The organism is Natronococcus sp. (assembly GCF_047921035.1).
GTDB lineage: Archaea > Halobacteriota > Halobacteria > Halobacteriales > Natrialbaceae > Natronococcus.
In genome coordinates this window covers 1-20361 of the sequence record NZ_JBLRWX010000067.1, presented here as the reverse complement: position 1 = coordinate 20361, position 20361 = coordinate 1, and the positions used below count along the sequence as shown (strand labels likewise).

General features: G+C 64.1%; 13 protein-coding genes and 2 pseudogenes. 7 read left to right on the top strand and 8 right to left on the bottom strand.

All coding sequences use genetic code 11. The annotated features are described in order from the left end of the window. A pseudogene (locus ACNA7R_RS13635) lies at positions 1–658 on the top strand (hypothetical protein); the annotation flags it as partial. Between the two features lie 48 nt (positions 659–706). Continuing rightward, a complete protein-coding gene (locus ACNA7R_RS13630; RefSeq protein WP_416284104.1) occupies positions 707–1471 on the top strand; it encodes a sugar phosphate isomerase/epimerase family protein in 765 nt (254 codons plus the stop codon). A gap of 78 nt (positions 1472–1549) precedes the next feature. Here the strand turns inward: ACNA7R_RS13630 and ACNA7R_RS13625 are convergent, their stop codons facing one another. After that, positions 1550–5215 carry a hypothetical protein gene (locus ACNA7R_RS13625; protein WP_416284103.1) on the bottom strand — a complete coding sequence of 1222 codons (3666 nt, stop codon included), beginning with the start codon at positions 5213–5215 and terminating at the stop codon, positions 1550–1552. A 250-nt stretch (positions 5216–5465) separates the two neighbouring features. Between ACNA7R_RS13625 and ACNA7R_RS13620 the strand changes: the two genes are divergently transcribed. Further along, complete coding sequence (locus ACNA7R_RS13620; RefSeq protein WP_416284102.1) at positions 5466–6677, top strand: aminotransferase class V-fold PLP-dependent enzyme; 1212 nt, start codon at positions 5466–5468, stop codon at positions 6675–6677. Between the two features lie 79 nt (positions 6678–6756). On the opposite strand, the gene ACNA7R_RS13615 is transcribed toward ACNA7R_RS13620, so the two are convergent. The 5 genes from ACNA7R_RS13615 to ACNA7R_RS13595 all read right to left on the bottom strand — a co-directional run bounded on the left by ACNA7R_RS13615 (position 6757) and on the right by ACNA7R_RS13595 (position 13714). Continuing rightward, positions 6757–8739: a hypothetical protein gene (locus ACNA7R_RS13615; RefSeq protein ID WP_416284101.1), complete on the bottom strand. Its 1983-nt coding sequence runs from the start codon at positions 8737–8739 to the stop codon at positions 6757–6759. 320 nt (positions 8740–9059) lie between these two features. Then, the gene (locus tag ACNA7R_RS13610) at positions 9060–10175 is read right to left on the bottom strand and encodes an ABC transporter permease (protein ID WP_416284100.1); all 1116 of its coding nucleotides are present in this window, start codon (positions 10173–10175) and stop codon (positions 9060–9062) included. Next, entirely contained in the window at positions 10162–11184 is a 1023-nt protein-coding gene (locus ACNA7R_RS13605) for an ABC transporter permease (RefSeq protein WP_416284099.1), read from the bottom strand. Before ACNA7R_RS13605 ends, ACNA7R_RS13610 begins: the two co-directional genes overlap by 14 nt. A 67-nt stretch (positions 11185–11251) precedes the next feature. Next, positions 11252–11476, bottom strand: a complete 225-nt coding sequence (locus ACNA7R_RS13600) for a hypothetical protein (protein WP_416284098.1) — start codon at positions 11474–11476, stop codon at positions 11252–11254. Between the two features lie 45 nt (positions 11477–11521). Continuing rightward, positions 11522–13714 (bottom strand): dipeptide ABC transporter ATP-binding protein, encoded by a 2193-nt coding sequence (locus ACNA7R_RS13595; RefSeq protein ID WP_416284097.1) that lies wholly within the window; start codon positions 13712–13714, stop codon positions 11522–11524. A 194-nt stretch (positions 13715–13908) separates the two neighbouring features. Between ACNA7R_RS13595 and ACNA7R_RS13590 the strand changes: the two genes are divergently transcribed. From ACNA7R_RS13590 to ACNA7R_RS13580, 3 genes are all read left to right on the top strand, one after another. Further along, complete coding sequence (locus tag ACNA7R_RS13590) at positions 13909–14169, top strand: hypothetical protein (RefSeq protein WP_416284096.1); 261 nt, start codon at positions 13909–13911, stop codon at positions 14167–14169. Positions 14170–14415: 246 nt separating this feature from the next. After that, positions 14416–16263, top strand: a complete 1848-nt coding sequence (locus ACNA7R_RS13585; protein WP_416284095.1) for an ABC transporter substrate-binding protein — start codon at positions 14416–14418, stop codon at positions 16261–16263. A 182-nt stretch (positions 16264–16445) separates the two neighbouring features. After that, positions 16446–17405 carry a Gfo/Idh/MocA family protein gene (locus ACNA7R_RS13580; protein ID WP_416284094.1) on the top strand — a complete coding sequence of 320 codons (960 nt, stop codon included), beginning with the start codon at positions 16446–16448 and terminating at the stop codon, positions 17403–17405. 355 nt (positions 17406–17760) lie between these two features. Here ACNA7R_RS13580 and ACNA7R_RS13575 read toward each other — a convergent pair whose 3' ends face one another. Continuing rightward, on the bottom strand, positions 17761–18219 hold the full coding sequence (locus ACNA7R_RS13575; protein ID WP_416284093.1) for a universal stress protein: 459 nt from the start codon (positions 18217–18219) through the stop codon (positions 17761–17763). A 143-nt stretch (positions 18220–18362) separates the two neighbouring features. On the opposite strand from ACNA7R_RS13575, the gene ACNA7R_RS13570 reads away from it, so the two are divergent. Continuing rightward, positions 18363–19496 (top strand): amidohydrolase, encoded by a 1134-nt coding sequence (locus tag ACNA7R_RS13570; protein WP_416284092.1) that lies wholly within the window; start codon positions 18363–18365, stop codon positions 19494–19496. Positions 19497–19871: 375 nt separating this feature from the next. Here the strand turns inward: ACNA7R_RS13570 and ACNA7R_RS13565 are convergent. Beyond that, positions 19872–20361, bottom strand: a pseudogene (locus tag ACNA7R_RS13565) (winged helix-turn-helix domain-containing protein); the annotation flags it as partial.

The following is a 20361-nucleotide window of genomic DNA, read 5'->3' as shown; positions in this document are numbered from 1 at the left end:
CTGGGAGAAGGTGTTCTTCCTGAGCGAGCGGGAGGTCGTCGTGACGGCGGTCGTCGCGACCGACGACGACGGCGGGACCGGGGAACCGCTCGTCCTGTTGCTCGAGGCGGGGACCGACGAGATCGAGGGCCGCCGGGGCGAAATCGCGTCGCTCGCTCGCGAGCACGGGACCGTCGTCGTCGCCGATCCCCGCGGCGTCGGCGGGGTACGGGCGCGGGACGTCAACACGCCGCTGCAAAACGGCGGCGGCTATCACGACTACCACGGCACCGTGTACAAACTCGCCTCCGACGCCCTGATGGTCGGGACGTCGCTGCTCGCGATGCAGACGTTCGACGTCCTCCGCGCGGTCGCGTACCTCCGCTCCCGGCTCGAGGACGAGCGCGGGATCGAGGGCGACGCGGAACTCGCGATCGAGGGGCGCGGCCCCTGGAGCATCCACGCGCTGCTCGCGGCGGTCGTCGAGCCGTCGATCCGGACGATCTCGGCCGTCGATCCGTTCCCATCGTTTCACGAACAGGCGACGACCGAGGAGATCCCGGTCGACCACCGCCTGAACGTCCACGGGATCGTCGGCGAGTTCGACGTGCCACAGCTGCTGCCGGCACTCGAGGACCGCGACGTCGACTGGGACGGCGGCCTCTCCCGATACCGGTGACCGTCGGTCGGCGAAACAGTTTAGCCCGCTCGCTCTCACGCGTTTTCCATGCAGATCGGACTCTGTACGATCTCGAACCGGGACGCGAGCGTCGACGCCGTGATTCGCGAGGCCGGCGAGGCGGGCTACGACGGCGTCGAACTATGGGGTGAGGACCACGTCGGCGACGGCGACCCGGAGACGTGTCGGTCGATCCGGGAGACCGCCCGCGAGGCGGGCCTCGAGATCCCCGTCTACGGCTCGTACCTCCGCATCGGCGCACCTGACTTCGACGAGACGGTCGAGCGCGAACTCGAGGTCGCCGATCGACTGGAGGCGGACCTGATCCGCGTCTGGGCCGGCAGCCAGGAGTACGGCGACCACGACGACGACCACTGGAACCGGGCGGTCGCGGACCTCGAGCGAACGAGTCGCCTCGCGGCCGACCGGGGGCTCGGCGTCACCGTCGAGAAGCACGCGAACACGCTCACGAACGACGGCGAGGGCGCGCGACGGCTCGTCGAGGCGGTCGATCGCGAGAACTGTCGGCTCAACTGGCAGCCCGCGTTCTCGATGGCCCCCGACGCGCTGACCGCGGAGGCCCGCGACCTCGCACCCCTCTCGAACAACGTCCACGTCCAGGCGGTCCCGGAACGGGGCTCTCGCGACCGCTGCCCGCTCGAGGACGCCTTCTTCGACCTCGAGGAACTGCTCGACATCTTCGCTGACGCCGGCTTCGACGGCTTCGTGAACGTCGAGTTCGTCGACGACGACCGCCCGTACCGGCGAGCGATCGAGGCCGATCTCACATACCTCCGTCGGATCTCCTCGTAGGTCCCTCCCCCGCTCGAGCGCGACGTTGCCCGTCACCGGACCGCGAAACAGTGCGTCTCGAGCCGCCGGAGATCGGACCTACTCCCGCGACCAGGTCGACGTCAGCGGAATCCTGACGTCGTCGTTCTCCGCGACGATGTACTCGTAGCCGCCGTCCTCGAGTTCGTCGGGGTCCTCGAACTGGCGAACGAACGTGCGCTCGCCGACGTCGACGGTCACCGCGTTTCCGCGGCCGACCTCCAGTTCTTCGATCGGGTACGCGCCGTTGTCGGGCGCTCGCGGCCCCTCCATGATCGGAATCTCGGGGGCCGGCCGTCCCCGCCACGGGTTCGAGTCGTCGTTGTCGACGTAGACGAACCCCGCGTGTCGATCGAGTTCGCGTCGGTCGGTCGCGATCCGAACCTCGAGTTCGTTCTCGAGGCTCATGCCGCGCGTAAAGTCCTCGACGAACCCTCGCACGTAGGCGGTCGATTCCTGCACGAGCGGCGCGTCCCCGACGGGAGCGAGGCGCGTCCCGTCGTGGACGTAGGCGTACTCGGGCTCGCCGTCCTCGGTCGAGTAGACGCCGAAGAATCCCGTGAACGCGAACGTCTCGTCGACGGTGACCGAGTTCGACCTCCCGGTCGTGCGGACGACGTAGTCGGTGCGCCCGCCCGCGAGGTCGATCTTGAGGGCGCGACCCTCGCCTCCGGTGACCGGGACCTCCTCGATCGAGTCGACGACGCGGTCGCCCTCGTAGTGCTCGATGACGGAGGTAAACGTCGTCTCGAGGGCCGTGCCGTGCCGGCTGAGGAACGCATAGCGCAGACTCTCCTCCGGGGCGGCGCTACCCGAGCTGTGCGGGGGGTAGCCGTCGGCGAGCGCGACCTCGTCGAACTCGCCGAACGAGGTCAGCCGCAGGTGGACGTCCTCGGCGTCGTCGTCGCGGCGGTCGAACTGATCCGCGACGTCCCAGTCGACGACGACTCTCGGGTCGGGATCTGGATCGCGTTCGACCGTATCGAAGTAGTTGAAGCCCGCGCCCGCCGAGTTCGGCGAGCGAGCCCGGTCGTACGCGTCGTCGGCGTACGGGACGTCCGGGCCGGCCAGCGTTCCGCCGTCCTGTGGGTCCAACTCGAGTCCCTCGGTCGCGACGGTCGCCTCCGTCGCGTGGAAGCTAAAGCGGTGATCGTCGCCGCCGTCCACGCGGAAGAAGTCGACGGCGTAGGAGTGCTCCTCGTCGACGGTGATCGTGGCGGTCGTTCGACGGTACTCGTCGGTCTCCTCGTAGACGTGAGGGGCCTCGACGTCGACCAGGTTCACCCGCTCGTCGCTTCCGTCGAAGTGACGCGGGGTGCCGACCCAGTGGTGATCCTGTCCGCGCTCGTCGACCACGACCGTGTTGTGGCTGATCGTGTTGTCCGTAAAGAACAGCCGCGGGGGATGGCTTCCCGTCGCCTCGGGGTAGCCGAGGTCGCGGGAGAGTTCCATCTCGTTGGCCGCGACGCCGATCTGTAACGCGTCCCGGTGGGCGTGGCTCGTTCCGCCGGCCCCGTTCCCGTTGCGGCCGTAGTACATCCAGACGGCGCGCTTGGCGTTCCCCACGTCGGCGGCATCCCGCTGTTCCCGATCGTCCTCGTCGAGCGTCGTCAGGGAGTACAGCGCCATGCTGTACCCGCCCGCGTCGTCGTTTCGACCGACACACTCCCAGCGCATCTCGTTTGTGCCCGCCCGGAGGTCGACGGAGTACGTCAGCGTCTCCCGTCCGGTCCCGTCGGCCATGAAGTCGACGGTGTCGACGTACTCGTCGTTGACGTACAGCTCGTAGATTCCGTACGTGTCGACGAACAGCGCCTCGATCTCGAGGTCGTACGCCGCGGCGTCGTCGACGTCGAACTCGAAGCTCCACCACTCACCCGCCTCGTCGGCCTCGAACTGGATGGCCTCCTCGAAACTGTCGTCGATCGGCGCGGAGGCCTCGGCGAAGAGGTCGGAGGTGTCGTAGGTCTCGCCGACGGATCCGATCTCGTGGTTTTCGCCGTCGCGAAGCGCGGCGAAGCCGAAGCCGGCAAGGTTCCGACTCGGCAGATCGAGCGGTCCTTCCGCATCGATGATCGACTGCACCTCGTCGGCAAGTCCCTCGGGTTCGTCCTCGTAGATCGACCCCCTGATACCCGCCGTCGAGTAGCCGTTCGAGTAGTGCCAGAGCTGAGCGAAGATCGGCTTCCCCGTCACCTCGTACCCCTGGGCTACCGCGCTCCGGCTCCACTCGCTCCCCGAGGGGTGGTGGGTGTCGCCGAGCGCGGGGGAGAACTCGTCGAGCAGGAGGAGATCGCCGTTGATCTTGAGCGCGTTCTGGAACTTCGGATGCTGGTAGAGGTCGGCACCGTCGAACCCGTCGTACCCCTCCAGGTTCTCGACCACCTGCAGGATCGACGACATCCTGATCCGGTTGTACCCCAGCGATCCCTCGTGCCAGTAGCCGTCGCGATCGCACTCGTCGACGATCGGGGCGAGGACGTTTCCGCCGGTGGTGTACCAGTTCTCAGGCTCCTCGTCCCACTGGTCGCCGTCGAAGTACTCGTCGCCGGGCTGGAACACCCACTCGAGTGCCTCCCGCGTGTAGCCGTCCTCGCGGGTGTCGTCCTGGACGCGAGCGGCGATCGCGAGCGCCGACAGCTGTCCCCGCCCCGGTGCCATGTCCGACTCCTTCGCGGCCGGGAGCATCTCCTGAAGGTAGTTCTCCTCGATGTTCTCGCGGATCTTTCCGACCGAGTCCTTCTCCGGAAGCCCGGGGTACTCGTCGGTCTTGGCCTCGAGGAACCCGACCACCGCGTCCGCGACCTCGGGATCCTCGAGCGCGGGGAAGAACGCGTCGTAGGCGACCAGCAGGTTTCGCGCGAGGTTCCCCTCCCAGTGTGAGCCCACGATGCGGCCGGTCTGGCGGCCGCCGGTGCTGTTCCAGAAGCCGTGTTCCCCGTGCTGGTAGTCCCAGATCGACATCTCGGGGTAGACGTCGGCGACCCGGTCGAGAACGACCAGCCCGGCGGTCGCGTACTTCGGGTCCTCGGTGAGCAGGTAGGCGTCGACCAGGGCGTCGAGGAGCCGTCTGATTCCGCCGGGTCGCCACGTGAACCAGTGGTTGTAGTACGCGACGAAGTTCCAGCGGTTCCCCGCGCCGCCGCCGAGGTCGTCGTCCTCGTCGTGCCACCCCCAGCCGTCGTCGACGCCCCACCCCTCGCCCATCTCGGGGTGTTCCTCGTTGACCAGCAGGGAGTCGTCGGCCAGTTCGGGGTCGAACATCCCGCGGTCGTCGAGCCCGCTCTCGCGGTAGGCGCCGAAGTCGTTCGTCGGGACGACCAGGTTCCCCTCGCCGTGGGGGTTCTCGACCGTCGTCTCGATCTTCCACAGTCGGTCCGTCCCTGGCTGGCTGTATCCGCCGAGGAGACGTCGCTCCTCCGTTTCGCCGCCCCCGCGGGGGATCCTCTGGGACGTGACCAGCCGCCAGAGGCTCTCGAGGTCCGGACCGTACTGCTCGAGGCGCGCCTCGGCCTGACTGACCGCGGTATCCCGTTCACTTTCGGCCCAGTCGTAGCGGTCGATGTTCGCCTGCGCGTTCGCTCGCATCTCGGCCGTCCACATCGTGGGTCGGGTCTTCAGGTGGTAGCGCTCGTCGTCTTCGGCCGCCGCGCCGGTGTCGGTGACCGAGACCAGTCCGCCGAGTACGCCGGCACCGGTCGTGGCCAGTATCGACCGTCGTGACACGGCGTCGAGTATCGGGACCGATCTCTCCCTGGGCGTATCGCTATGGTTACCCTTGTCTCGTGGCATCAATAAACATACTATACTACCGAATAAAATAATTTTCGGTAGTATTCTTCCTGCGAATGTATAGGAATCGATTCGCGGGCGGATCTCGATCGGGAACGACGAGGACGCCCGACGGCACAAGGTTTTTGCGGTCCGTTTTCGAACCGACCGGGCATGTGTACTCGAGCGCAGTCGGTGATTCGGCGTGCCTGACGAGACGACGATCTACGACGACCTCGGCGTCCCGACCGTCGTCAACGCGACCGGAACGAAGACCCGGATCAGCGGGTCGTTGATGCGCGAGGAGGCGGCCGACGCGATGCGCGACGCCTCGCGGTCGTTCGTCCGCATCTCGGACCTGCAACAGCGTGCCTCGGAACTCGTCGCCGAGGCGACAGGCGCCGACGCCGGCTATGTCACCAGCGGCGCGAGCGCCGCGCTGTCGATGGCCGCCGCGGCGTGTCTCGCGGGCGACGACCTCGAGGCGATGGCCCGACTTCCCGATACCGAGGGGCTGGCCGACGAGATCGTCATGCCGCGAACCCACCGGAACGGCTACGACCACGCCCTCCGATTGCCCGGGGCGACGATCGTCGACGTCGGGACGAACGACTCCCACCTCGGCACCGGCGCGGAGAACGTCGAGCCCTGGGAGATCGAGGCGGCGATCACCGACGAGACCGCCGCCGTCGCCTACATGGCGAAACCCTACACGCGGCCGCCCCTCGAGACGGTCTGCGAGATCGCCCACGACCACGAAGTACCCGTGATCGTCGACGCGGCGGCGGAGCTTCCGCCGGCCGCAAACCTCTCGCGGTTTCTCGAGCAAGGCGCCGACCTCGTCGCGTTCAGCGGCGGGAAGGCGATCCGCGGCCCCCAGTCGACGGGCATCCTCGCCGGCGACGAGGAGCTGATCACGTCGGTCGCCCGCCAGCACCTGGACGTGCACGCGGCCGAGGCCGTCTACGACCCGCCGGCCGAACTCGTCGTCCCCGACGAACTGCCGGGCGTCCCACGACAGGGGATCGGCCGTTCGATGAAGGTCGGCAAGGAGGAGCTCGTCGGCCTGATTCGCGCGCTCGAACTGTTCCTCGAGGAGGACCACGACGCCCGGCTCCGGGAGTACCACGAGCGCGCACGGCGACTCGAGGCGGGACTCGCCGACGTCCCCGGGCTCGAGACCCGACTCGAGGGCGGCGACAAGACCGACGCGGTCACCCGGGTCGCCGCGACCGTCGACCCGGACCGTGCGGCGACCGACGCGACGGCTCTCGTCGGGTCGCTTCGACGGGAGACCCCGCGCGTGTTCGTCGGCGCCGACCGACTGGACGACGACGAGTTCACGATCGATCCGATGTGTCTCACGGACGACGAGGCCGACTACGTCGTCGACCGAATCCGGGCGACGCTCTCGTAGGACGGAGAGAGTGTCTTCGGCACGAATCCGTCCGCGCGTACTCGAGTGTCTTCCGAGGTCTCGAGACGCGCAGCTCCGCTCAGGCGCGGATCCAGCGTCCGTCGTGGGCACGATACCAGTCGTCGTTGCGCGTATCCAGAATCAGGGCGTTCGACGCTTCGGCGAATTCGGTATAGCCGTGCCACTCGCCGCCGGTAGACGGGTCGCCGTCGTTCGTTCCCCGTCCGTTGCGGAGGACGCGCGTAACCGAGCCGGTAGTGACGGGGTACCGCTCCCGATCTCGCGCGTGTTCGTCTCTGAGAACGAGCGAATACAGTGCCATGTTGTAGTCGCTTGCGTCCTCGTTCGTTCCGACAACCTCGAATCGCATCGAGTTGGTTCCCGCCTGCAAATCGAGATCGTACGTGATCGTTTCGCGACCGTCTCCGTCGGCGAAGAAATCGAGCGTGTCGACGTGCTCGCCGTTGATCTCCACGTCGTAGATTCCGTACGTCGATGGCCCGAACAGCGCGTCGAGATTGATTTCGAACTCGCCGGAGTCGGAAACGTCGAACTCGAACTCCCACCAATCGCCGTCGCCGTCGGCGTTCAATTGGATCGCGTCGGGGAAGGTATCGTCGACCTCCGTCGACGCCTCGACGAACAGGTCGCTCGTGTCGTAGTGGACGCCGGGGGGCCGGGACTGCCGTTGTGTGTTGTTCTCGAGGCGGACGGTATCGACGCCGCCGTCGATGATCGGTGCGTTGTGAACCGTATTCTGCGCGATATCCATCAGCCGAATATCGTTCTCGGCGTCCGCCCCGTCCACGAACGCCGCCCTGGAGTCACCGTCGGGATCGAAGATGGTGTTGCGCACCCGCACTTGCGACACCTCGACGCCATCGACCAACTCGTTGGAGATGAACACGTCGTCGCGGCTGTAGCAATCCGAGATCGTAAGCGTCTCCACGCTTCCTTCGGGCGACCAGTCGTACCCGATCAACCGCACCGCCGAGTCGAAGCCCGGCCGGTACCGTTCTCCGTCCCGGCCTTGCTGGCCCCGGAGTTGGACGTTCTCCACCGAATCACGGATCGCGATCTGCTGGCAGTCCGTTCGGTTGTCCTGGAGCGCGACGTTCTCGACCGGGCCGTCGACGATAAGCGAGACGATTCGGCATTCGTTGTCTTTGATCAGGACGTCCTGCAGTCCGCCGCCGCCGACGTGGACGGTAATGAACTCGTCGGTGATACAGTTTCGAACGACGATGTCCTCGGGGTTGACGGACTCCTCCCGAACGTCCCAGGCGAACTGGATCCCGGTGCCCGGGATATCGTACGCTTCACAGCCGATCATCTTCCCGCCGGTGCGCGTCCCGCGGTTCGCGATTCCGTCGTACCCGACGCGACGAGCGACGCAGTTCCGCTGGACTCCGTGTTCGGAACTCGTGATATACGTGCCGAACTGACGGGTTCCGGCCTCGGAGCCGTAGTCGTGCATGACGTCCGTGACGGTGACTCCCTTCTGGCGCGGCGACTCGCAGTTGTGGAACCACACCGGCGCGTGACTGAACCCCTCCCACTCGAGGTTCTCGAACGAGACGTACCCGCCCTCGACGGCGACGTTCTCGTTACCGGCGTCGTGGTCGCGGTTCGTCACGAGCGTCCGGTACGTTCGGCTCGCAGTCTCGAGTTCGTCTAATGCGTGATCGGCCGGCGGGACGAGCCGCACGTTGTCGTCGATTTTCAGCGTGAAGTTATCGGGGACCCGAACGGTCGTCGTCGGTTCGAAGACGCCCGCACCGTGGACGACGAGTTTGCGCTCGTCGTTCTCTGCAGCGGCGTCGATTTCGGCCTGGAGATCGGTATCCCACCGACTGGCGTGGACGTGACGGACGTCGTTGACGACTCGTGCGTCGATCGATCGTGCACTGATCGACTCGACGGGCGATGTATCGCCCAGACGCGCGGCGGCGCCGTTCCGACCGCTGTGGTCGTGATCTCCGGGAGCAAACGGTGGGCCGTCGCGTTCGTTACCGCCACCCTCGTCGCTTCGGGCTCCGAGCGCGCTACCCGTGAACAACACTCCCGCAGCACCGGCAGCGAGGACACTCCGTCGAGGGAGTGGGAGTCGCTGCGTCCAGTTTGGACTCGTCTCTGCCGTTGATTGGTTTTTCTTATCCATTTCCCCAATACATGATAAACATTCACAACTAATTAAATTCTTGGGTGGTCTCGACTAAACGGGTCGTCTCTGAGATCGCTTCAAGTGTGCGTCGATTGCTCGAACGGAGATTCGGGTGCCGAAACCGACGAATGTACCGCCGAGGCGTTGTACAGTTCGAGCGGGCGTGCCGTCAAACAGTGACCGCAACCGCCGTCTGGCGGTTCACCACGACCGAACGGCTAGTCGATCTGTTCGTCGTCGCTCCCGACCTTCTTCGCGTGTCGCGCTCTGATGCGCGGGTTGAACACGCGGTCCATCCCCTGGGCGAAGAGGATCAGGCCGAACGAGAGGACGACGACCGCGGCCATCGGCCAGAAGATCTGGTAGAAGTTGCTCAGGTTGACCAGCGCGTGGGCCTCGTTGTACGCGGTCTGCATCATGATCCCCCAGTTCGCGCTCGTGAACGGCAGGACGCCGAGGAAGTACAGCGCGACGGAGCCGAACACGACCTGGCGGCCGGCGTTCGCGAAGTTGATGAGGATGTACGGCATCAACTGCGGCGTGATGTCCCGCGAGAGGATCGTCCTCGAGGAGAGTCCCATCGTTCGCGAGGCCTCGACGTACGACTCCTCGCGAAGGGTGAGGACCTGCGAACGCAGCGCCCGCGCGAGTCCCGGCCAGGCGTCGATCGCCAGCACGACGCCGACGAGCCACGCCTGTCGGGGCGCCCAGATCGCCACGAGAACGATGAGCAGCGGCAGTCCGGGCATCGTCATGACGACGTCCGTGACGTACATGAGGAACTCGTCGATCTTGCCACCCTTGTAGCCGGCCGTAATCCCGAAGATCGCGGCGAGTCCGACGGAGACGATCGCTCCGGCGACCACCATCTCGAGCATGTCCGGCGTCGCGTGGACGAGGTTGCGTCCGATCGGGGTACCGTAGTTATCGGCCCCGAGCGGGTACCGGATATCGATGCCCGGAACGGAGATCGCACCCACCGACAGCTGGTGAGCGGCGCCGATATCGATCCAGCCGCCGTCCTCCCAGAGGGCTGCGACGCCGCCGTGGAACGGCTGGAGGTTGTTCGGAGCCTGATTGGTCCCCGGCGAGGTCACCAGACGCGGTCCGATCGTCCCGAAGAAGACGAACAGGGTGACGACCAGGATCCCGATCCGCGTTCGCCAGTCGTTCCAGGCGACCCGCCCCGGTGCGAGAACGTACGCGTCCAGCAGCCGCTCGAACCGTTCCCGCCTCGAGAAGTCGACACTGTCGACCTCCGAGAGGTGGCCGAACAGTTGTTCGTCGCTGAGCCGTTCGTCCGATTCCGGTCCTGGGTCGTTAGTATGACTCACTCTGATCACCTGATCCGATCCGCGGGTCGACGAGCCCGTACGTGAACTCGGCGATGAGAATGCCGATGAGCGTGACGATCGTAAAGAAGAGGAACGATCCCATCAACAGCGGGTAGTCCCGACGCATGACCGCGTCGAACGTGTACCAGCCGACGCCGGGATACGTGAAGATGAACTCGAGGAGCACGCTGCTCGAGAACACCGCGGCGATCCCGATCATCATCTGGGTGTACAGCGGCAGGATCGCGTTGCGCGCGACGTACCGGGTCGCGACCCGGGTCGAGCTGATGCCACGAAGCCGCGCGACGCGGAGGTAGTCCTCCCCGAGGATCCGGATAGAGTTGCCCCGCATCGAGAGGGCGCCCCCGCCGAAGCCGACGATGAAACTCGACATGATCGGGAGCACGGCGTGATAGGAGATACTCGCCATGAACCGGACGTTCAGGCCAGCTTCCAGGCTCGTGTTGTACCGACCGCCGGTCGGGAAGAGACCGAGTTCGTAGCCGAAAAACGCCAGGAAGAGAATCGCGCCGACGTAGTACGGCACCGAGTTCAGGAACGTCGCGAGGACGGTCATGTAGTTGTCGAACCGCGACCCCTCCTTGTAGGCCATCGCAGCACCGAGGAGAATGTTCGTCGTGTACCCGAACGCCAGTCCGTAGACGCTGATAAAGACCGACCACGGCATCGCCGTAAACAGGATGTCGAACACCGGGTCGTTGTAGAAATAGGAGTGGCCGAAGTCCTGGTAGAGGATAACGTCCTGCAGGTACTCGACGTACTGGACGTACCACGGCTGATCGGGGTCGAACCCGGTGTGTTGTTCGACCATCGCGTCGAGCACCTCGGGGTCGGCCGTCCCACCACCCGCTTCCATTTCAGCCTCGAACTGGGCACGCATCGCCTGGGCGGGGTTGCCCGGCATGAGCCGAAACAGCGCAAACGTGATCGTCGTCACGGAGACGAGCGTCACGACTGCGTGAACCGTTCGCTTGATAAAGTATCTCATCTACGATGGTATTGTGTCTCGTTGCAGTGATAATATATCTTATCCCGCGACGTCCCTCGGTTTCGAGTCACCAGAGACACCGCCACAGCATCCCGCCGCTCAGTGCCGCGAGGACCGACAGCCCCGCGACGTTCACGAGCGAGATGACGAACGTCTCGGAGCCGGGTTCGGCCGCGACGAGCCAGATGATCATGAGTCCGAGCAGGCCCGCCGAGAACACGAACAGCATTCGCCACGCGCTCTCGTAGTCACAGAGGTGATCGAGGAACGTCTTGTCGTATTTGCTGCTCATCCGTCTCTGAGATTTCGACACGGTAGCAAAAACCTTTGGTCGAGGTCAGTCGGCTTCGCCCTTCGTCTCGAGCGAGATCGTCTCGCTCTCGATCGGTTCGCTGTCCCAGTACTCGTGGTCGTCGTCCTCGCGGAAGCAGGCGACGCGAGACGCGCCCTCGGTGTCTTTCAGTTCGGGTGCGTTTCGCGTACACACCTCGCGAGCGTCGGGACATCGCGTCTGGAAGGGGCAGCCGCTGGGCAGGTCCGTCGGGTCGGGGATGTCGATCTCCCGGATCGGCGGGTCGGTGGCGTTTGCCTCCTTGGCCTCGTCCGGGTCGAGCGGCGGTGTCGCCCACCGGAGCACCTTGGTGTAGGGATGTTTCGGGTCGTGGATGATCTCCTCAGCCGGGCCGATCTCGACGAGGTTGCCGAGGTACATGATGCCGATCCGACCGTCGGACTTCTCGGTGAGATAGCGCGCGTTCGAGAAGTCGTGGGAGATGAACAGGTACGACGTGTTGAACATCTCCTGGAGGTCGAGCATCATGTCCATCATCTCCACCCGCAGGGAGACGTCGAGCGCGCTCACCGCCTCGTCGGCGAGGATGAGGTCGGGGCTCATGAGCAGCGCCCGAACGAGGACGACGCGTTGCTGTTCGCCGCCACTGAGCTGGTGGGGGAACCGCGCCGCGTAGTCCTCGGGGGGTTTCATTCCGACGCGCTCGAGGAGGTTGTAGATCACCGTCTCGCGGTCGTTCGGCCCGAGATCCGGCCGCCAGCGTTTCAGCGGCGCCGATAAGCTCGCACGGACGGTTCGAGAGGAGTTCAGCGAACTCCCGGGATCCTGGTGGACGATCTGTAACGCCCGTCGGACGTCGTCGAACTCGTAGTCGCCGTTCCCGGCTTTCGCTTCCCAGACGTCCTGCCCGCGGTAGCTGACGGATCCGGCGGTCGGCTCCTGGAGGCCGATCGCGGTCTTGCCGAGGGTGGTCTTCCCACAGCCGGATTCGCCGACGAGCGCGACGACTTCGTTCTCTCGGAGGTCGATCGACACGTCGTTGACCGCGCGAACGACGCGTTCCTTGCCGAACAGTTCGTCGATGAGCCCCGACTGCTCGAAGTGCACGTCGACGTCGTCCAGCGAGACGACCGTCTCCTCGCTCGAGTCGGTTATCGGCGACGAGCCGACGGGATCGTCCGGGTCGACGGCGAGTGCGTACTCGATCTCGTCGCTCGAGCGCTCCCAGTGGAAGCAGGCGGCACCTCGCTCGTCTGAGACGTCGTGGTAATCCGGATCCGATTGTCGACACTCCTCGGTCGCGAGCGGACACCGCGGGTGGTACGAACACCCCTGTGGCGCGTCGACCGGGTCCGGACTCTCGCCCTCGATCGGGTGCATGTCCTCGAGCGAGGCGTCGACGCTGGGCACCGACTTCAACAGCGCCCGGGTGTAGGGGTGGGCGGCGTCGCGGATGACCTGCTCGCTCGGCCCGTACTCGACGAACTCGAAGGCGTACATGACGGCGAGTCGGTCGGCCAGTCCGGCGACGAGCGGCAGATCGTGGGTAATGAAGACGATCGTCAGATCGTACTCCTCCTGTAAGTTCGCCAGGAGACTCATGATCGACCGCTGCATGAGCAGGTCCAGCGCCGCTGTCGGCTCGTCCATCACGAGCACCCTCGGCTCGAGAATCAGGCTCAGCGCGATGAGCGTTCGCTGTTTCATCCCGCCGGAGAGCTCGTGGGGATAGGAGTTGAGAACCCGCTCCGGATCGAGGTAGAGGTCCGCGAGCAACTGTCGGCCGTGTGCCATCCGTTCCTCGAGATCCTTCCCGTGGGCCCTAATCGTCTCCTCGAAGTGCTCCCCGATCTTCATCGTCGGGTTGAACGAACTCATCGCACCCTGGAACACCATCGAAATCTCCTCCCAGCGGAACTTCTCGAGTTGACTCTCGCTCAGCGACAGGACGTCGACGGGCTCCCCGTCGGGAGGGTGGTACATGATCTCGCCGGACGCCTGTCCGGGATCGACGACGGCGTTGAGCAGGGCCGATGCGAACATCGACTTGCCGCTCCCGCTCTCTCCGACGATGCCGAGCATCTCGTCCCGGTGGACGTCGAAAGTCACCCCGTCGAGGACGCGAGAGGTGCCACGTTCCATGTCGAAGGTCACGTCAACGTCACGTACCTCGAGAATAGCGTCCTGTGAGCTACTACCGTCGCGTGTGGTATCGAACTTCGTTTCTGTTCGGGTCATAGTTCAGCTGCCGGATGTCGCTCCACCCGCTCGTGTCGCGATTCGTCGACGGAATGGGACATCACGTTTCTGTGAGAGATTGTTTATCCCAACACACATATTAATCTTTGTGGCGTCGGCGGGTTTCGTCGCCGGCGTTCGGGGCCGGCGGACAAAGATTTATAGTAGGTCTTACAGAACGTAGGGTAGACACAATGGCAACCGCTTCGGAAAGCGACCCGCGCCGGACGAACGAACTGCTCTACAGGCTGCTCAAACTCCTCCGCGGATCGCTGCTGCTGTCGATCGTCGCGATCGGCGTCCTCCTGTTGCTTCTCGCCGCCGTCTTCGAGGCGCCCGTCGAACTCACCAGTCAGGACGGCGTCATCGCAGGAATGCTTGGGGTGTTCGGCATCTCGGCGATCGTCTCGGCCGGGTCGTTCTACGTCCTGCTCAAGCGTTTTCGGAGCCGCTAAATTTTGCTCTCGAGTACGAGCGCCCCTCGTGGCGTCCAACCGACCAGGGTAGAACGCGCTGCACGAACGCTCGCTCGGACGTCCGCTTCCCGCGGTCACATCGGTCGCGTCGATCCGGCAGTTTCGTCCCGTCGACCCGGGGCAGACGCGACCCGACTCTCTTCGACGGCGTCGAGAGCAGTGTTCGATCCGAACGCACAAACCCGAGAAAAATATTTAACCCATGACTTGTAATGGTAGTTTTGTATGCCAAACAGTGACAGATATGGCACCGTGGACTCCGCCGACGAGTTTCTGACGCGTCGTCGGATGTTGGCGGTGAGTTCGGCAATGGTCGCCGGGGGGCTTGCCGGCTGTATGGGTGGTGAGACGGACGACGACGACGAGACGAGTCTGATCTCCACGTGGCAGCCGACGATTCCGGACGAGATCAACTTCAACCACTGGGCGGGCGGCTACCCCTGGTCTCAGTCGTGGCTCATCCTCGAGCCCGTCCAGCGGTTTTTCGCCGACGGCACTATCGACAATCAGATGATCGAAGACTGGGGGTACGATCCCGACGAACAGGCCGTGACGGTGGAGTTCGAGGAGGGGTGGTACTGGTGGAACGGCGACCCGATCACCGCCGAAGACAAGTACTGGTTCGAGGAGTGTGCTCGTCTCTTTCAGGGCGACGGGAGCGACATCGAAGAGCTCGTTCTGGAAGACGACATGACGCTCACCCGGGTGTACAAGGACCCGCAGAACCCGCAGTTGCTCGAGTACTCGCTGGGCGGCTACCTCGGCGCGATGCAGCGCATGCACCGGGACTCGTGTAAGCCGTGGGCGGAAGAGCTCCGGGACGCGGACGATCAGGACGAACGACTCCAGATCCAGGAGGAGATGGCCGAGGAGATGCCGCTGCACATCTCGACGGTGATCGAGGACGGACTCGGAAACGGCCCGTTCCGGATGACCGACTACGACACGGAGGGGATGTACTTCGAACTGTTCGAGGACCACCCCTACGCCGACGAGATCGAGATCGACGAACTCGAGTTCATCCTCGCACAGGACGACGCGCTCGCACAGCGGATCCAGGGCGGCGACGTAGACTTCGGCTTCGGCCTGCTCCAGCAGTGGGTCGGCGAGGGTGCGGCCCCCGACCACATGGAGGACGTCTCCGTGTACGAGGACTCCTTTATGCGAAAGCTCGAGTTCTACGAACAGGGCCCGGGATCGGAACACATCCGCCAGTACGAGGTTCGGCGAGCGATCGCCCACGTGCTAAACCTCGAGCACATCTCGACGAACTACAACAACGAGAGCACGCCGCGCGAGGCCCAGACCGGCATGCCGTCGGACGTGACCGACAACTGGCTCGACGACGAGTACGTCGCCGACTACATCGAGTACTCGGTCGAGGACGACGAGGAACGCGCGACGGAGCTGATGGAACAGGCCGGGTACGAACTCGACGGCGACCAGTGGGTCGACGAGGACGGTGACCTCGTCTCCCTCGAGATGGTGATCCCGGACTACCAGACGAACCTCGCACGCTCGATCACGGACCAGCTGGACAACTTCGGCTTCGAGATCGATCTCAACGCGCTCGAATCGGCGACGTTCAACGACCGCACGTCCGACAACATCGACTTCGATATCACCGTCGGTAGCCACGGCGCCCAGACCGCACACCCGTTCTACTACTTCCGACACAACCACACCCACAGCAACGAACTGGGGGACACGATCGACATCGAGAACGCACTCGAGGACGGGGAGACGAGGTCGCCGTTCAACGGGCGCTCGATCGTGGTCGACCTTCCGACGGAGGTCGGTCAGGAAGATCTCTCCGGATCGACCGAAGAGATCAACATCTTCGAACTCGACCAGGAGTGGCGTACGGTCGACGACGAGGATCGAAACCGCGAGATCGCCGAGACGTTCTCGTGGTACTGGAACTTCCACTTACCGGGTATCGACCTCGTCGAAGTCCAGAGCGGAACGTTCGGCAACGGCCGGGACTTCGAGTTCAACACGGACACGAAAGACTGGGAGGCCTACCGTGGTGCGTACCGTGGCGTGAAGCGAGGCCACGTCTCGCCGCGCTAGCGACGACGCGACATCGATGCGCGACCCGACACGCGTTCGAGCCGGTGAGTGAACTGAGGTTCGATTCCGGACGCTGAACTGCGAATCGACTACCGTTCGACGGCACCGATTTGGCTTCGTTCTCGCTCACGAGCGTTTCGCGGACGGCACTCTTATTAGTATTCAGAGACGTTGTTGCCGATATGGATCTCGCCTGCATCGGGGCTGGCGTCATGGGCCAGCGATTGCTCGAGCAGTTCGATACTCACGACGACGTGACCGTTACTGCGGTCTGTGATCTCGACGAGTCGACCGCTCGTACCGTCGCGGAGCCGCGCGATGCGAGCGTGTACACGGCGTACGAACCGCTCTATCGGAACGAACGACTCGACGCCGTCGTCATCGCGATTCCGTCGTTTGCCCATACTGAACAGGCGATCATGGGCGCCGAGCAGGGGCTCGACCTCCTCGTCGAAAAGCCGGTCGCACGAACGAACGAGAGAGCGAGAACGGTTCAGGCTGCGATCGAGGAAAACGGCGTCATCTCCCAGTCGGGATACCTGTCCCGCTACTCGAGTCTGGTCGACCGGGCCGAAGAGCTGATCGCCGACCGCACGATCGCCCTCATAGATGGACGATACTGGGGTGGCGTTCCTGGACGTGAGTGGGGCCGACAGAAGGCGAAGTCGGGCGGTAGCAACGTCCAGTTGACGACACACATCTTCGATCTGATTCGGTACTTCGGTGGTGAGGTTCGGACGGTTACTGCGTTCGGCGGGTCGCGCGTCGATCTCGAGTCGATCGATTTCGAGGACGTCAACTCGACCACGATGAAACACGAGAACGGTGTGGTCAGTCACGTCTCGACGAACTGCGTGACGCCGGTCGGCCGCAAGCTCGAACTTGTCGGCGACGAGTTCTATCTCGAACTCGACTTCACTCACCGGACGCTCACGGGAACGGTCGACGACGAGCGGATCGAGTACGAGCCCGACGGTTCGAACGGGGCGCTTCGACGAGAGGTCGACGCGTTCGTCGCCGCCGTGACCGAACGGGACGACTCGTACGTCAGGAGCGATTACGCGGACGCCGCACGGACGCTCGAGCTCACGCTGGCCGCAAACGAAGCGATCGAGACCGGCGAACCGGTTTCGCTATCGTGATTCCGGCTCCTAGCTGTCTCGAGACGCCGGCACTTCGAAACGAACCCGGCCGTGCTACGCCGCATTTTGTTTTACTATATCAAATACTGAAACCGACGCACGGTCGTGGTGGAAAGCGGCCGCGCACCGGTCACGATATCCGACTCCTTCCCGGACGAAGCGGTCAGCGACGCTTCGTATTACAGAAATACAGGTGTAAACATACGAGCGGGTATTAACAGTGGCTATCACTGCACGGATCAGCCGATATTCAGTATTTGATATTAGTAAACAACGGTTAGTAGCACGTTCTACCAGATGGCTCCGTCTACTGTCTGTTCCCGGACGTGTTTTATCGATCGGTTCGTCGACGCACTCACTCCGACTGCGTGACGACGTAGCCGTCGAAGTTGAGGATAACCGACTGTGCAGTGTCGCCGAACAGCGCCTTTCCCGTTGGACTCCGTCGGCGCCCCATGATGAACACGTAATCGCAGTCGTTCGCGTCCGCGACCTCGAGAATCGCATCGGCCCGGTCGTCGTCATCGGCGACGACTTTCCCGACCGCTTCCGTCTCGAGGTCCAGATCCGAAAGCAGGTCAGTGATCGCCGTCGACGCGACTTCCTCCGCGTACGTCGTGGGGTTCATCCGATACTCCGCCCCTTCGATCTCGCCGATGGTACCCAGCACTTCGGCGTCGTTCTCGTACTCCGATTCCGTCACGACGGTGAGAACCGTCAGCGGCGAGTCGCTCGCCGCCGCGAGTTCGCCTGCTTCGCGGATGAGGTCGCCGACGGTGTCGCTCTCGTCGGTCACTACCAGCGGTCGTTCCATGCGATCATTCGAGCGAGAAGTACCAAGTAATTTGTGACGCCGTAGACGTGCTCGATAACGACAGTCGACCGCGTCTGAAATACACGTTCGGCGAACTATCTCGAGCACGGAGACTTATTACGACGCTCGGTCCAGCAGAGGGTATGACCGGCGAATCGCTGCTGTTGTGCGGTGGGACGATCCACACGATGGACGCGGCCGAAACGACCACCGACGCGATTCGGTTCCGGGACGGCGTCGTCGACGCCGTCGGCGACGCGGCTCGAGCGGGCGACCGATCGAACGTCGACGTGATCGACCTCGACGGCCGAACGGTACTTCCGGGGTTCAACGACGCACACGCACACATCATCTCGGTTGGGCTGGCGCTCCACGAGACTGATCTCGAGGCGGTCGACGGCAGCGGCGAGGCGCTCGAGGCGCTGGCCGAGAACGCGGCGAGCACGGACGCGGGGGACTGGGTGCTCGGGTTCGGCTACGACGAGAGCACGTGGTCCGGCGACGACCAGCGTTACCTCACGCGCGAGGAACTGGACGCGGTGAGCGACGACCATCCCGTCGCCGCACAGCGGGTCGACGGCCACACGATCTCGCTCAACTCAACGGGGCTGGAGCGGGTCGATTTCGAGGGCGTCGAACACGACCTCGAGCGCGACGAGCACGGCGAGCCGACCGGCGTGGTCGTCGAGGACGCCGCGATCCGTGTAAAGACGGCCACGTACCCGGACCGCGAGAAGGCCCGGACGGTCCTCGAGGCGTACGACGTTCCCGAACCGCGACTCCGGATCGAGCACGCCGAGCTCGCGACCGACGACCAGATCGAGCGAGTGGCCGCCCTCGGGATCGTCGCGAGCATGCAGCCCAACTACCTGCAGTGGTCCGAGGCAGACGGGCTGTACGAGGCGCGTCTCGGGGAGCGGTGGCGTCGCCGAAACAACCGCCACCGAACGGTCCTCGAGGCGGACGTTCCGCTCGCGTTCGGCAGCGACAAGATGCCGTTCGGCCCGCTGTACGGGATCCACCACGCGGTGAACGCGCCCCACGACGAGCAGCGACTCTCCGTCGCGGAGGCGGTTCGGGCTTACACTAGCGGAAGCGCGTATGCTGCGCTCGCCGAGGACCGAAAGGGGACGCTCGAGACCGGCATGTTCGCCGACGCCGTTGTTCTCGACAGCGATCCGTTCGAGCATCCCGACGAGATCGCTGACATCGACGTTCTCACGACGATCGTTGCCGGGGACATCGTCTACGAGGAATCACCCTCCGGCGAGCCGTAACTGGCGTGACAGTACGAGCCGAGTCAAACTGGCCCGTATGGATCGGTTCTCTCTTCGGCACTGTCTCACCGAGTCCGTTTGCGGAGCGAGCAGCTCGTCGAGTTGATTTGGACGACCGTTCGCAGGCCCGGTCAGCGGGAGCTACGACGTGGATCTAGAGAAACGGTGATCGTGACAGTCGTCTCGTCGACAGCGACCTGCCAACGGCGGATCCGGAACGCTGTCAGCTATCAGCGGTACTCAGAACTATAGTTTCCATTAGAAGTAATTGCTCATCTCGGAAGTGAGCGCTGGTCAAGCTGTCTTCAACTTCTCATCATAGTCATATGATTATATACTCTGTGCAAATGATAGTATTGGACTCTTCGAATCAAGACGATCTCCGAGAACGGTGATCACACCCAACAGACACGTCCAGTCGCGTCGTCCAGGCAATTCAACGGACGGGTGTGTGCCGTACGGAAACCACGCGGTTCAACTTGCACGAATTTCGTGGTTCGATCGATACAGACTACTGTGGTGTCCATCTCCCGCCGCTTTCTTTGAGTTCCTCGCGGTCCGTATCTTGCTCCTCAGCGTCCGTTCCGGCGGCTGCACGGCGTGGTTTTTGATAGTGCAATCCCGCTTCCTTGAGCAACCGCCGGCAGCTCGGGATCGAGTACTCGACGCCGTACGTTTCGTCGAGATACTGCTGGACGAGCGCCGGCGTCCACGCCGGCGCCTCTATCCCGACCTTTTCGGGAGAGTCGTGGACAGTCGCTTCGAACTCCCGTTGCTCTTTTTCCGAGAGCTTCCGCTTTCTCCCAGAACGGTGAGCATCAGTAACGGCCTGCTCGAGCGGTTCGTCAGTATCGAGTCGCTTGAG

Excerpts from the sequence above, each read along its gene's own strand:
- ACNA7R_RS13630 (WP_416284104.1), top strand. The coding sequence starts at position 707 with ATGCAGATCGGACTCTGTACGATCTCGAACCGGGACGCGAGCGTCGAC.
- ACNA7R_RS13605 (WP_416284099.1), bottom strand. The coding sequence starts at position 11,184 with ATGAGATACTTTATCAAGCGAACGGTTCACGCAGTCGTGACGCTCGTC.
- ACNA7R_RS13600 (WP_416284098.1), bottom strand. The coding sequence starts at position 11,476 with ATGAGCAGCAAATACGACAAGACGTTCCTCGATCACCTCTGTGACTAC.
- ACNA7R_RS13595 (WP_416284097.1), bottom strand. The coding sequence starts at position 13,714 with ATGACCCGAACAGAAACGAAGTTCGATACCACACGCGACGGTAGTAGC.
- ACNA7R_RS13590 (WP_416284096.1), top strand. The coding sequence starts at position 13,909 with ATGGCAACCGCTTCGGAAAGCGACCCGCGCCGGACGAACGAACTGCTC.
- ACNA7R_RS13585 (WP_416284095.1), top strand. The coding sequence starts at position 14,416 with ATGCCAAACAGTGACAGATATGGCACCGTGGACTCCGCCGACGAGTTT.
- ACNA7R_RS13580 (WP_416284094.1), top strand. The coding sequence starts at position 16,446 with ATGGATCTCGCCTGCATCGGGGCTGGCGTCATGGGCCAGCGATTGCTC.
- ACNA7R_RS13575 (WP_416284093.1), bottom strand. The coding sequence starts at position 18,219 with ATGGAACGACCGCTGGTAGTGACCGACGAGAGCGACACCGTCGGCGAC.
- ACNA7R_RS13570 (WP_416284092.1), top strand. The coding sequence starts at position 18,363 with ATGACCGGCGAATCGCTGCTGTTGTGCGGTGGGACGATCCACACGATG.